Raw genomic sequence first — 12419 nt, 5'->3', positions numbered from 1 at the left:
TTAAAAAGCACCTCCTGTAATAAGCTTTATTTACCAATTACATGTTATGCAATTCATGTTTGAAACGATTAGGCGCTAGTGAAAATAAAGGATCGCTTATGTTGCAAGCGATCCTCGGGCTGCTTAGTAGATGTAAGCTGCACCTACGATGATAAGCAAAATGAACAGTACTACGAGCAACGCGAATCCGTTAGAGTATCCTCCGCTCATGTTACATACCTCCTTTTCTTGATCAATATATAAGTATGTCATCAGCAAAAGTTTGACTAGACGAATGCCCTTTATTTAAAATCTTTTTACAGAAAGCCACAATATGTTATGATACGCATAGGTAATTTAATTTGGAATGATTAGGAGTGTTTGAAAACAATGAAGAAAATCGCAATAGCAGCTATCACTGCTACAAGCATCCTCGCTCTCAGTGCTTGCAGCAGCGGCGACAAAGAAGTTATCGCAAAAACAGACGCAGGCGATGTCACAAAAGGCGAGCTTTACACAAACATGAAGAAAACAGCTGGCGCAAGCGTACTGACACAGCTAGTGCAAGAAAAAGTATTGGACAAGAAGTATAAAGTTTCGGATAAAGAAATTGACAACAAGCTGAAAGAATACAAAACGCAGCTTGGCGATCAATATACTGCCCTCGAAAAGCAATATGGCAAAGATTACCTGAAAGAACAAGTAAAATATGAATTGCTGACACAAAAAGCGGCTAAAGATAACATCAAAGTAACAGACGCCGATATCAAAGAGTACTGGGAAGGCTTAAAAGGCAAAATCCGTGCAAGCCACATCCTTGTTGCTGATAAAAAGACAGCTGAAGAAGTAGAGAAAAAGCTGAAAAAAGGCGAGAAGTTTGAAGACCTTGCGAAAGAATACTCAACAGACAGCTCTGCTTCAAAAGGCGGGGATCTTGGCTGGTTCGCAAAAGAAGGCCAAATGGACGAAACATTCAGCAAAGCTGCATTCAAATTAAAAACAGGTGAAGTCAGTGATCCTGTCAAAACGCAATACGGCTACCATATCATTAAAAAGACAGAAGAACGCGGCAAATATGATGATATGAAAAAAGAACTGAAATCTGAAGTGCTTGAACAAAAATTAAATGACAACGCAGCTGTTCAGGAAGCTGTTCAAAAAGTTATGAAGAAAGCTGACATCGAAGTAAAAGATAAAGATCTGAAAGACACATTTAATACATCTTCAACAAGCAACAGCACTTCTTCGTCTTCAAGCAGTTCTAAATAATAAAAAAGCTGTGCAGGCTCATTGAGCCGCACAGCTTTTTTTATGCGATGGAATGGTTTTGATTTTCTTCTTCATGCTGCTGAGAACTGCGGCGTTCTCGCTCCTTTTCCATCCTCTCCATATAAATCTGTCCTTCTTTTTCAATAAAAGCCTGGTCTACTTTTTCTTCCTCTTTGGCTGCCGCCACAAGTTTATATGCGCTGAAAATGATGCCTACAATACAAAGATACACCCACCACGGAAAAAATAACACGGGCTCCTCCCCCTTTGCATAGATTCTTTATTCTTAACCATATGCGGGAATGAGACGAGTTATGTGCGGGAAAGACGCATCAAAAAGGACTGAGCTGAATATGTCAGCATCAGTCCTTTTTAAGTTATTTATGAAATGTCGGTTTATAAAAGGAACGGTTTTCCAGTGCAAATACACGTTCAGTATACTCGCCCGGCTTCACGCGCTCAAGCGCTCTGTCCATCATATTCATTTTTGCATCCAGATTGTCTATATAGTGAAGAATTTCCGCTTCTTTCACCATCGGTGGTTTCGGGCTGCCCCATTCTGCTTTGCCGTGGTGACTCAAAATCAAATGCTGAAGAATTAACACCTCTTCAGAATCGATTTGAAGCTCCTCAGCAGCTTTTGAAAGCTCTGTCACCATGATGGAAATATGGCCGAGCAAATTGCCTTCAACCGTATATGAAGTGGAAACAGGGCCGGACAGCTCCTTCACTTTTCCAAGATCATGTAGGATAACACCGGCGTAAAGCAGATCACGATCAAGAGAAGGATATAAATCTGCTATTGCTTTCGCCAGGTTCAGCATAGAGACAACATGATACGCCAAACCTGAGACAAACTCATGGTGGTTTTTCGTAGCCGCCGGATAATCCATAAACTCAGCTTCGTGTTTTTTAACCAAAAACCTTGTGATTCGCTGGATATTCGGATTTTTCATTTCAAATATATATTGAGTGATGGTATCCATCATTTCATTTTTCGGAATCGGCGCGGTTTCTAAAAAATCATCAATATTGACGTTTTCTTGCTCGCTTACCGGTCTGATATTTCTTAGCTTCAGCTGGGTGCGTCCGCGATAATGATGAACATCGCCGACGACCTTGACAATCGTCTGCGGCGCATAGGTCACTTCATCACTTTGCTTGGCATCCCACAGCTTCGCTTCAATATCGCCTGACTGGTCTTGCAGCATCAGCGTCAAAAACGGTTTTCCATTGCTTGCAATCCCTTTCGTCGAGGATTTAATCAATAGATACTGGTCCACCTGTTCGCCAACCTCATGTAGCATAATCCCTTTAGCCATTCTATTAAAGCTCCCTCCGTATCTTACATAATACCAGTATATCACATACCGATTTTCAGCTATAGAACCTCTTTTATGACACCAAATGGATGATTTGGCTGCTATGAAATGCATCTTTTACGTGCTCATGGCATGTAAAATACAAAATCTGCCTACCGCCTTCAGATAAATCATACAGAACATGTAATACACGTTTCAGCCTTTCCTGATCAAAATGAACAAAACTGTCGTCAAGCTGGAACGGAAGCTTTGACTCACCCTGGCGCGTAACGGCCAAAGCAAAGCGGATCGCTGTATACAGCTGTTCACACGTCCCTTGTGACAGCTCTTCCGCATGATAGACAGTGCCATCGCGATGCATAACCATGATCGAATCATCCGTTTCGGAAAAATAAATGGTTTGGTAGTTTCCGTCAGTCAGAGGGCGGAAAAATTCTCCTGCCGTCTCCAGAAGGCGCGGAAGCTCGATTTTTTTATGCCGCTCCAATTTGTTTCTGATCACCTGTTTGACCATTTGTATGGAGGCCCATTTTTTAGCCGTTTCTTTCACACGTTCTTTTTGCATTTCGGTTTGAAGCTTGAGGTCTGAGACCATTCCCGAAGCCTCTAATTGTTCCTGTTTGACTGAGAGCAGTGCGATTTGGCTGCGGAGCTGCTCGATCTCCTCAGTCAGCCGCTCTTTTCTTTCATTCTCAACAAATTGCTTATCTTTCAATTCAGAAAGCGTATTGGAATCCGCCAGTTCAAGTTCCTCCGGGTACCCGCCTTGAAGCTGTGCGTTTACGTGATGAAGCTTGTTCTCCGTATCCTTCAATTGCCTGCTGATGTCGGCTATGGCAAAAAACGCATCTCTGTCTTTTGCAGCAGCCGCGGCAAATAACTGTTCAATCTGTGCGTGGAAATACTGTATTTCTTGCTCAAGTTCAAGCATCTGTTCCTTTGTATAATGAATATCTGTTTCAATTTCCTTTTTTTGCTTCTCAATTTCTTTTTCACGTTCAATGTTTTTCCGCAATGTGTGAAGGGCGTCCGAAATGGAGATATCCTGACTCTGATTCACGGGAAGAAGCATACTGACGCGTTCTTCGAATGTTCTCCGGTGCTTTTTCAGCCTGCCTGCTTCTATGGTCAGCTCATGCTTTTTCTTCACTTCTTTTTTAACATCCTTCATTAAGCTGTATGCATCAAGCAAAAATGATGGATCTTCCTTAAATCCGAGCTCATTCATAAAACGCTCAACCTGTGTAAAGGACGGCGCCATTTCGGCTTCCCACTGTTCAAACTGCTGGATGACCCTTTCATACGCCGCCTCTTTTTGCTGGAGCGCTGCACGCTGTGTGAGAAGGTGCTGCTTATTGCGGTCATCCTCCCATAACGCTTCTCTAAGCATTTCAGCTTCTGCTGGTGAAATATCCGTCATGGGCTGTCTTGTCTCTCGGCTGTTTCGAGAAGACGATTTTCCTGAAACAAGCCAATACACAATAAGTGCAGCGCCGAAACTTATGGCGGGAATCCATTGCTGCAGCAGAGAAAAGAGAACGATGAACAACATACCAGCTGCAATGACAGTCTTTTTCTGTTTAGCCTGCTGTCTTTCAAAAAACGTTAGCTGTTCTCTGAGCTTCGCTTGCTCTTGGTGCTGCCCCTGTGTTTCATCATATGCTCTAAGAGCTGCTTCTTTATCTTTTCTTTGGCTGTTTTCAAGAATCGCGGACGAAGCGGCACGAACGGCCTTTTCCGCGTCTTCCAGCTCTTGCCGGGCAAGTTCAAACGTCTCGTCAAGCTGCCGTTTTCTGTCTCTTGCCTGTACATATTGCTGCACCGCTTGCTGAAGCTGCCATTCATAATCATATGAGGTGTTCATATTCAGGAGCTCATTTTCATCCGTTTTATTGAGCTGTTCCAGCCCTGCCGCTGTCTGCGCAGACGTCTGGCGCAGCTGTGCCTGAATGGCTGCCAGCTGTTCTCCCCAGGATTGGTACATATGAAACGCTGCCGAAAGCTCTTGTATCAGCGTTTCTTTCGCCAATAGTTCTTTATCGGGGATAAGCTTTTGCCTCTGTTTGTCCAACTCCGCCATCTTCACCCGAAGCGCCTCAAGCTGTGCTGATTTCGGGTGAAGATGGGATTCATATTTTTCCAGCTGATGCAGTCCGTCAGCAGGAAATTGTCCTGCGTGTTCCGGAAATTCTGCAATCACCTGTTCGAGTGTCGCTTTTTCATTTAGCAGCGGCTTTCGCTCAATCGCTCCCTCAATCATTCGGATATGTCCCGCCGTCTCTTTCAATTCGGTTTCCGCGGCTGCAAGGCGGGCTTCAAGCGTTCGTTTTTCCTCGAGAAGCTGATGATAGCCCGCTTCCTCTGCTTCAGCCTGTTTTAGCTTAACTGCCAGCTGCTTAAGCGTTTCCAGCTCCTGATTCAATTGAGGGTTTCGCCCATTTGGTTTATAGAGCCTTTCGCTTTCCTTCGTCAGCCTTGAATCAAGCTTTGATACGGCTTCAGCACCAAACAAGCTGGAAAAGAGCAAAAATTCCCCTATCTTGTCCCGATTAAAGGCGTGAATTTCCTGCAGCCCGAATACGTCGAACGAATATATGGCTTTGTACAACGACCTGTCTGTGCCCTGGAACAGCTGCTTTAAAACATCTCCCTGCTTTACTTCGCCCTTTTCTGTGTACACGCTTAGTTTTTCGGCAGTCCCTTTCGTCCGTTCGATCTTCAGCACCCCATACTCAGGATGTTCAGCTTCAAGAACACCGCCGTAGACACCCCCTGTTTTCGGTTCATATTTTTTCGTTTTCGGAAAACCGAACAGCATGCTTTCAATAAATGACATCATCGTCGTTTTTCCTGCCTCATTTAATCCGTAGATGACTTGGACAGGAGAGGCGGAAAAGTCAAAGGTCCGATTGGAAAATTTTCCGTATTGGTAGATATGTAAAGATATAATTCGCAAAGCTGTCACCGCCTCATGTATCAAGCACCTTAAGCTGTCTTTTCAATAATATCTGTGCCTGCTCTTTTATTTCCTTTACCTCCTCTTGGCTAAACCGGTCCGCGTGCCTTCTATACACTGGATGCCGCTCAAGCCCTTCCAGCACGTCTGACAGATCGCTGCGATCAATGTCTTCAAATAAACCGCCAAAAAAAGGATCAAGGTTTGTTAGGTTTGCTTCGTTTTCTGTCTCATCGTCCAATCTAAGAGGCCAAACGAAATGTTCCTCTTCCGCTTCTTGTTCCTGAAGAGCTTCAAGAAACTCATCCAAGGTGCCTTTTGGCGCCTCCAGCAGCCATTCCGGCGCCGTTCCTTGTAAAACAAGCCTTACACAAACAGGGCACCCCTTTTTCCGCAGCTTCGAAAACGTGTTCTCCACCATTTGGAAGAGGGCGGTCATATTCTTTGCCTCCGTCACATCAACCGCCGCTTTTTCCCACAGGACATCGTGCGCTCTCTGAAATTCATAAGATATATCTCCGTTTGTCACATGAACGAGATAATAGCCTTTATCTCCCGTCTCCTTTATATGGCGTGCTTGCGTGTTTCCCGGGTAAATGACTGCCGGATGCTCGGCAGATAGAACCTGGCGTTTATGTATATGGCCAAGCGCCCAATAATCCATCCCGCTTTTCACGAGGTCGTCATGTGTAAACGGGCAATACGGATCGTGTCCTTCAGATCCTGACAGCGTGCCATGGAGCATGCCGATATGAAACGGTGCGTCAGTTGATCTCCGATAGCGGGCGGCTTGGTTTTCCGTCACTGCTCTGGCTTGATAGCTGAAGCCGTAAATGCTTGCTATGCGCCTGCCTTCTTTAAAAAACGATTTTTCTTCTGGAACAGCGGACGAAAAAATATGGACATTCTCAGGCCATTCAATCGGCGTCCACTCCCCGCCAAGATGATCGTGATTCCCAAAGATGACGTATACCGAAATTCCGCACTCTCTGAGTCTTTCAAACTGTTTTTTCAAAAAGAGCTGAGCCTTTAAGCTTCGATTGGCTTCATCAAACAGATCTCCCGCAAGCAAAATGAAATCAACGTGCTCTCTCACTGCGGCGTCTATCATATGTCTCACGCTTGCAAACGTGCTTTCTTTAATCCGGGCAAAAATCGGCTCCGGCAGATGCGATATCCCGTAAAACGGGCTGTCAAGATGAAGATCTGCCGCATGAATAAAGGTTAGATCAGTCAACATTCTGCTCCTTTCCAGGATGAAGTACCCTTATTTTAGCACCGAATTCTTGCGAATGCACGTTCTGTCAATAAAGAAACAGCCTGAGAATCCCCAGGCTGTTTTCCAATCAGTTTTTCGCTAAACGTAGCGCTTGTTTGATCGCTTTGAACGCGCTTGAATTGCCGTAAATTAATACACCGCCTTTATAAATTCTGGCGCCGATAACGGCCAGTATGACAATGGTGAGCAGTGTGATTCCGATTCCGACAGCCGCCTGCCAGAACGGAATATCAAGCATGCCGACGCGCAGGAACATAATCATTGGCGTAAAGAACGGAATAAACGAAGTTACCGTAATAAATCCTGCGTCAGGCGCATTCAAACCGAACATCGCGATCATAAAACCGGCGACAACCAAAAGCGTCATCGGCGTGATCGTTTGCTGCACGTCCTCTATTCTGCTGACGACACTGCCGAGAAACGCGGCAAGTGTCGCGTACAAAAAGTATCCGAGCAAAAAGAAAATGACAGCATAGATGACAGTGGTTGCAGATACGTCGGTCAAATTAAGGAATCCGCCGACAGATGAAGCCGTTTCGCTCTTTTGGTTCAGCTTAAGCGACAGAGAGCCGGCTCCTATAATAATAGCAAGCTGTGTGATCCCGACAAGCCCGATACCAAGCAGCTTTGCAAACATTTGCTGGATCGGCGGCATACTTGAGATCAGGATTTCCATAACTCGCGAAGATTTTTCGGTTGCGACCTCCATCGCTATCATGCTGGCATACATAATCACCGAGAAATAAATGACGAACAGCATAATGTAAACAAGCCCTACCGTCTGGCCAAGCTCTTCCTCAGACTTTGCCCCTTCTTTCAGCGCCTTCTGCCCCACAGTAACAGGCGCATAAAGGCTGCTAATCGTTTCCTGCGACACGCCGAGCTCCGCTGTTCCGACAGCTGTTTTGGTTTGCGTCAGCGCCTGCTGCAGTGTTTGATACGTGCTTTCATCAGAAATCGTTAACGCTTTATATGTTCCTGAAATGGTCCCTTTTTCATCTCGTTTGATGATGAGCATGCCATCGAGTGATTCATCTTTGACTTGCTTTGTGACCTCATCCTCCGATTGCTTCGACAGCTTCACATCAAGATCGCCGTCTGTATCCACCGCTTTCAGCTGCTTAGAAAAAACCGGATATAATTCGTTTGTTTCATCAACAACGGCGATTTTTTCTTTCGCATCGTCACCTTGAAACAAAGAAATGATCGACTCCAGATTCGTTACAACTAAAACAAGCAGCACCGTGATGACAGTCGAAATAATAAAGGATTTTGCCATAATCTTATTTTTGTATGTATGAGAAAGCATGATCCAAAATTTATTCATAGACGGCCCCCACCTTTTCTATAAAAATATCATGCAGTGACGGCTCTTCAAGCTCAAACTTTCTGATAAACCCTTTTCCTTGGAGCATCGCAAAAATCTCTTGAGAAATGTCTTCATTGGCAATCTGCAGCTTGACGCCGTCGGCCGTTTCCTTCCATTGTAGAATGCCTTCATGAGACTGCAAAAAGCTTAGATCGTCATCGGAGTGAATGGTGACGTTCTTTTTGCCAAAGGAGCGCTTGATCTCCTTCAGCTTGCCTTGTACAACCGGTTTTCCTTTCTGCAATATGCAAAGGTTCTCACAAAGCTCCTCCACATGTTCCATCCGATGGCTTGAAAATAAAATAGAAACACCGCTGTTTTTCAGCGAGATCACGGCCTCTTTTAGCAGCTCAACATTGACAGGGTCCAAGCCGCTGAATGGTTCATCAAGAATCAGGAGCTCCGGCTTATGCAAAACTGCCGAAATGAATTGGATTTTCTGCTGATTCCCCTTCGAAAGCTCTTCCACCTTCTTATTCTCGTAATCTGTAATATTGAAGCGTTCAAGCCATGTCCCGAGCTCTTTTACAGCCTCTCGCTTCTCCATCCCTTTTAATCTGGCAAGATAGACGAGCTGATCCCTTACCTTCATTTTCGGATAAAGGCCCCGCTCTTCCGGCAAATAACCGATTTTGTTGCTGATATGATAATTCACAGGACGGCCCTTCCAGCTGATTGAGCCCTCCGTAATGCTTAATAATCCTAGGATCATGCGAAACGTTGTTGTTTTTCCCGCTCCGTTTGCGCCTAATAGACCGAACATTTGCTGTTCCGGAATATCTAAGTCCAATCCGTCAACGGCTTTATAATCTCCAAATGTCTTCGTTACGTGATCAATTGTAAGCACTGAATCTCCTCCTTCCCTGACCCATTATATACTAATTTTGGATAAAGCATAATAAAGGATTTTGATTTCCTTTTTAGAATATAAATGAAGAAAGACTGATAAACCTTAAAATGGAGGAGAAACCTGATGGCTGATTATTTCCTTACCGTATTTGATCCTTCGGGGAACACGCTGGTAAACGAGCAATTCGAGGCAGAACATGAAGAAGCGGCAAAAACGCATGGTGAAGCCCTCTTAAAAGAAAAAGAGCTTCATAGTCATACTCATCGTTTAGTCAATGCAGCCGGAAAGCTGATTTTGTTTCACAGATGATCAGCTTTCCGGCTGATCTGTTACGCTTGAAACTTCGGCTCCCGTTTTTCTAAAAAGGCACGGATTCCTTCTTGGTGATCCTTGGTCCTTCTCATTCTCTCTTGGGCGCTGCGCTCAAGGGATAGCACTTTTTTCAGTTCTTCAATTTGGAGGCTTTGAAAAATACCTTTCGTTTCGATCATCGCCAAAAGAGGGGAGGCCAACAGGGTTTCGATAATGGGTCTTGCGCCTTCGGCAGGGTCTCCGGCAAATGTCCCATCAAGAAGCCCCATATCGGCAGCTTCCGAGGCAGATAGTTTTTTTCCGCTCCAAATCAGTTTTTTCGCTTTTGCTTCACCGATTCTTTTCTTCAGCAAATAATGTCCTCCGCCGTCCGGAACAAGCCCAATGCCGATAAAATTCATCGCGAGAACGGCGTTTTTTTCAGCGAGCACAATGTCCGCACAAAGCGCCAAACTCAGGCCCAGTCCCGCAGCAGCACCATGAATGGCTGCAATTGTCACTTTCTTCATCTGATATAAATTCAGGGTGACAGCCTCAATCGTATCCATCAGCCGTTTAAATTGGTCAGGGTCATGCTCTGACGTCATCATCCTGATATCACCGCCGGCCGAAAAGCCTTTCCCGCTTCCTCTCAGGAGAACGATGAGCGCCTCGCTTGCAGCCGCCATTTCGACTGCCTCCTTCAATTCAGACAGCATCTGTTCATTCAGGGCGTGATGGGCATCAGGCCGATTCAGGATAATCTCTGCAACGGCCCCATTACATGCATATTGAACAAACTCCATTAAAAGCACCTCCATGTATGCGCTTACTTTTTTCTTTCTCCTATACATTCCCCGCCATCCCCAAATAAACCTTTTTATTTTTCAAGGTCAATAGATACTGAAAAATGCATATTGTTTGAATGGAAACATAAAGTTTTATATAGTGAAAAAGAAGGGATATCTTGATGAGAAGGGAGGAAAGGACATGGATAAATTGCTGATCAGTTTTCTGTTAAGTTTATTTATGGTGTACTTTCCCCCTTCGGACGTGGTTCTGCCTTCCCAGTTTGAAGCAAGCACTGACAGCTATGTGCCTATGTCCTCATATCCGCAGGAAACACAATCGGCAAAAACGCCGTCGCCGGGCAGCATTCACCCGGCTGAGCTGATCAAAGAGTACAGCCCGCTGGCACAGTCTGTCAGGCATCTCTCTGTCAAACCACTTGACGAACCGCTGATAAACAGGCTGGAAAAGGCTTGTGCCGTCCCTGTCAAATACCAGTCTAATTACCTCCGAATATAATTTGCTCAAGTTTTATTTGTAACTCACCCCATACTGCCAACACTACATTCGGAGGGATTTTCATTGAATATTAAAGAAAACGATCTGCCGGGCATCGGCAAAAAGTTTGAAATCGAAACAAGAAGCCACGAAAAAATGACGATTATCATTCATGATGACGGAAGAAGGGAAATTTACCGGTTTAATGACCGGGACCCGGATGAGCTTCTTTCAAATATTTCATTGGATGATTCTGAAGCAAGGCAAATTGCAGCTATTCTCGGGGGCATGGTCTATAAACCGCAAGCTCTGGAGTCCATCGAAATGGCCTTCAGCGATCTTATTATTGAATGGTTTAAGGTCGAAAAAGGCGCCAAATCGATCGGACGCACACTCGGTGAGCTTGATGTTCGCCAGAATTACGATGTCACTGTTATTGCGATTATCAAACACAACCAGGAAAAGCTCCTAAATCCCGGAGCGGATTCGATTATTGAAGAAAATGACACCCTTGTCCTCTCAGGTGAGAGAAAGCATCTGAAGAAACTGATTCACGATTTTCTTTCTGGAGAGGGCGTGTGAGCCCCGATGGACCATCTTGTATTTGAAGTCGGAACTGCACTTGTCCTTGTGGCAATCGCCAGTGTGATCGCCAATAAAATTAAATTTTCGATTATTCCGTTTCTGATTGTGCTGGGAATGCTTGTTGGACCGCACGCGCCGAAAATGGGGATTATTGATCTAACATTTATTCAAAGCAGTGAAATCATCGAGTTTTTCGGGCGAATGGGCGTACTGTTCCTCCTCTTCTATCTCGGACTCGAATTCTCTGTCGGGAAGTTAATCAAATCAGGAAAATCAATCGCGGTCGGCGGGACGATTTATATTTTGATTAACTTCAGCCTCGGACTGCTTTACGGGTTTATCACCGGATTTTCCTTTCTGGAAGTCCTCATCCTCGCAGGCGTGATCACAATCTCGTCAAGTGCGATTGTCGCAAAAGTGCTCGTTGATTTAAAAAGAACCGCCAATCCGGAAACCGAATTGATTCTCGGCATCATCATGTTTGAAGATATTTTCCTTGCCGTATATCTGTCCGTTGTTTCCGGGCTTGTGCTAGGTGATGCGACATCCGTAGGGAGTGCACTCTTGTCCATTTTGATCGCCTTCGGTTATATGCTGCTGTTTTTTATCGCAGCAAGAAAACTCCCGCCGCTGTTGAACAAACTGTTGGACATTCGCTCAAACGAAGTGTTTATTATCGTCATTTTCGCAGCACTCTTTTTTATCGCCGGGTTTTCAGAGACGATTCATGTAGCAGAAGCAATCGGCGCGCTGCTGCTCGGTTTGGTCTTTTCAGAAACAGAGCATTCCGATAGGATTGAACACCTCGTTGTTCCGTTTCGCGACTTCTTCGGTGCGATGTTCTTTTTCAGCTTCGGCCTCAGTATCGATCCGTTTTCGCTTGGTGAAGCGGTTTGGCTTGCGTTGGGTGCAGTGATTTTGACCATTCTGGGAAATTTTATCGCCGGAATGGTGGCAGGACGACGCGCAGGGCTTTCTCATAAGGCTTCATCGAATATCGGGCTGACGATCGTATCGCGGGGAGAATTTTCGATTATCGTTGCGAATCTCGGGATAGCCGGCGGACTGTCGGCCACATTAAAGCCGTTTGCCGCATTATATGTCCTCATTCTGGCGATTTTGGGACCGCTTGTCACAAAGGAATCAAAACGAATTTACCGCTTGCTGAACAAGGTATTTAAATGGAAGCCTGAGGTTCAGCCCGCAAAAAAACAGGGATAAAAAAAGCAGCA

General features: G+C 45.0%; 12 protein-coding genes and 1 pseudogene. 5 read left to right on the top strand and 8 right to left on the bottom strand.

Annotated features, from left to right (window positions below; translation table 11 throughout):
• Nucleotides 1-123: 123 nt before the first annotated feature.
• Nucleotides 124-210: a sporulation protein YhzE1 gene (yhzE1, locus tag MKX38_RS05335; RefSeq protein ID WP_003327753.1), complete on the bottom strand. Its 87-nt coding sequence runs from the start codon at nt 208-210 to the stop codon at nt 124-126.
• Nucleotides 211-369: 159 nt separating this feature from the next.
• Here yhzE1 and prsA point away from each other — a divergent pair, with 159 nt between their 5' ends.
• A complete protein-coding gene (gene prsA / locus MKX38_RS05330) occupies nt 370-1248 on the top strand; it encodes a peptidylprolyl isomerase PrsA (protein WP_014476317.1) in 879 nt (292 codons plus the stop codon).
• A gap of 40 nt (nt 1249-1288) precedes the next feature.
• Here the strand turns inward: prsA and yhaL are convergent, their stop codons facing one another.
• From yhaL to MKX38_RS05300, 6 genes are all read right to left on the bottom strand, one after another.
• Complete coding sequence (yhaL, locus tag MKX38_RS05325; RefSeq protein ID WP_003233252.1) at nt 1289-1501, bottom strand: sporulation protein YhaL; 213 nt, start codon at nt 1499-1501, stop codon at nt 1289-1291.
• A gap of 124 nt (nt 1502-1625) precedes the next feature.
• Nucleotides 1626-2570, bottom strand: coding sequence for a 3'-5' exoribonuclease YhaM (yhaM, locus tag MKX38_RS05320; protein ID WP_003245698.1), 945 nt, complete (start codon nt 2568-2570; stop codon nt 1626-1628).
• Nucleotides 2571-2643: 73 nt separating this feature from the next.
• Nucleotides 2644-5535 carry a DNA repair/recombination ATPase SbcE gene (sbcE, locus tag MKX38_RS05315; protein WP_161477113.1) on the bottom strand — a complete coding sequence of 964 codons (2892 nt, stop codon included), beginning with the start codon at nt 5533-5535 and terminating at the stop codon, nt 2644-2646.
• 4 nt (nt 5536-5539) lie between these two features.
• Nucleotides 5540-6766 (bottom strand): exonuclease SbcCD subunit D, encoded by a 1227-nt coding sequence (locus MKX38_RS05310; protein WP_167408021.1) that lies wholly within the window; start codon nt 6764-6766, stop codon nt 5540-5542.
• 106 nt (nt 6767-6872) lie between these two features.
• A complete protein-coding gene (locus MKX38_RS05305) occupies nt 6873-8132 on the bottom strand; it encodes an ABC transporter permease (RefSeq protein WP_003244912.1) in 1260 nt (419 codons plus the stop codon).
• The gene (locus MKX38_RS05300) at nt 8125-9021 is read right to left on the bottom strand and encodes an ABC transporter ATP-binding protein (protein ID WP_041338159.1); all 897 of its coding nucleotides are present in this window, start codon (nt 9019-9021) and stop codon (nt 8125-8127) included. Before MKX38_RS05300 ends, MKX38_RS05305 begins: the two co-directional genes overlap by 8 nt.
• 126 nt (nt 9022-9147) lie before the next feature.
• Between MKX38_RS05300 and MKX38_RS05295 the strand changes: the two genes are divergently transcribed.
• The gene (locus MKX38_RS05295; RefSeq protein WP_003233264.1) at nt 9148-9333 is read left to right on the top strand and encodes a YhzD family protein; all 186 of its coding nucleotides are present in this window, start codon (nt 9148-9150) and stop codon (nt 9331-9333) included.
• 20 nt (nt 9334-9353) lie between these two features.
• Here MKX38_RS05295 and MKX38_RS05290 read toward each other — a convergent pair whose 3' ends face one another.
• Nucleotides 9354-10121: an enoyl-CoA hydratase gene (locus tag MKX38_RS05290; RefSeq protein ID WP_003245167.1), complete on the bottom strand. Its 768-nt coding sequence runs from the start codon at nt 10119-10121 to the stop codon at nt 9354-9356.
• Nucleotides 10122-10285: 164 nt separating this feature from the next.
• On the opposite strand from MKX38_RS05290, the pseudogene khtS reads away from it, so the two are divergent.
• From khtS to khtU, 3 genes and pseudogenes are all read left to right on the top strand, one after another.
• Nucleotides 10286-10623, top strand: a pseudogene (khtS, locus tag MKX38_RS05285) (K(+)/H(+) antiporter modulator KhtS).
• Between the two features lie 63 nt (nt 10624-10686).
• Nucleotides 10687-11184 carry a K(+)/H(+) antiporter subunit KhtT gene (khtT, locus tag MKX38_RS05280; RefSeq protein ID WP_003233269.1) on the top strand — a complete coding sequence of 166 codons (498 nt, stop codon included), beginning with the start codon at nt 10687-10689 and terminating at the stop codon, nt 11182-11184.
• Nucleotides 11185-11190: 6 nt separating this feature from the next.
• A complete protein-coding gene (gene khtU / locus MKX38_RS05275) occupies nt 11191-12408 on the top strand; it encodes a K(+)/H(+) antiporter subunit KhtU (RefSeq protein ID WP_038428703.1) in 1218 nt (405 codons plus the stop codon).
• Nucleotides 12409-12419 lie beyond the last annotated feature (11 nt).

The organism is Bacillus sp. FSL M8-0025, from assembly GCF_037975475.1.
Classification (GTDB): domain Bacteria; phylum Bacillota; class Bacilli; order Bacillales; family Bacillaceae; genus Bacillus; species Bacillus subtilis.
Note: the sequence above shows the minus strand (reverse complement) of the source record. Positions and strands in the feature narration are given on the sequence as shown.

What these genes read in the sequence shown, in the direction of transcription:
- khtU (WP_038428703.1), top strand. Translation starts at nt 11,191, where the DNA reads ATGGACCATCTTGTATTTGAAGTCGGAACTGCACTTGTCCTTGTGGCA.
- MKX38_RS05290 (WP_003245167.1), bottom strand. Translation starts at nt 10,121, where the DNA reads ATGGAGTTTGTTCAATATGCATGTAATGGGGCCGTTGCAGAGATTATC.
- MKX38_RS05310 (WP_167408021.1), bottom strand. Translation starts at nt 6,766, where the DNA reads ATGTTGACTGATCTAACCTTTATTCATGCGGCAGATCTTCATCTTGAC.
- MKX38_RS05305 (WP_003244912.1), bottom strand. Translation starts at nt 8,132, where the DNA reads ATGAATAAATTTTGGATCATGCTTTCTCATACATACAAAAATAAGATT.
- yhzE1 (WP_003327753.1), bottom strand. Translation starts at nt 210, where the DNA reads ATGAGCGGAGGATACTCTAACGGATTCGCGTTGCTCGTAGTACTGTTC.
- yhaM (WP_003245698.1), bottom strand. Translation starts at nt 2,570, where the DNA reads ATGGCTAAAGGGATTATGCTACATGAGGTTGGCGAACAGGTGGACCAG.
- prsA (WP_014476317.1), top strand. Translation starts at nt 370, where the DNA reads ATGAAGAAAATCGCAATAGCAGCTATCACTGCTACAAGCATCCTCGCT.
- MKX38_RS05295 (WP_003233264.1), top strand. Translation starts at nt 9,148, where the DNA reads ATGGCTGATTATTTCCTTACCGTATTTGATCCTTCGGGGAACACGCTG.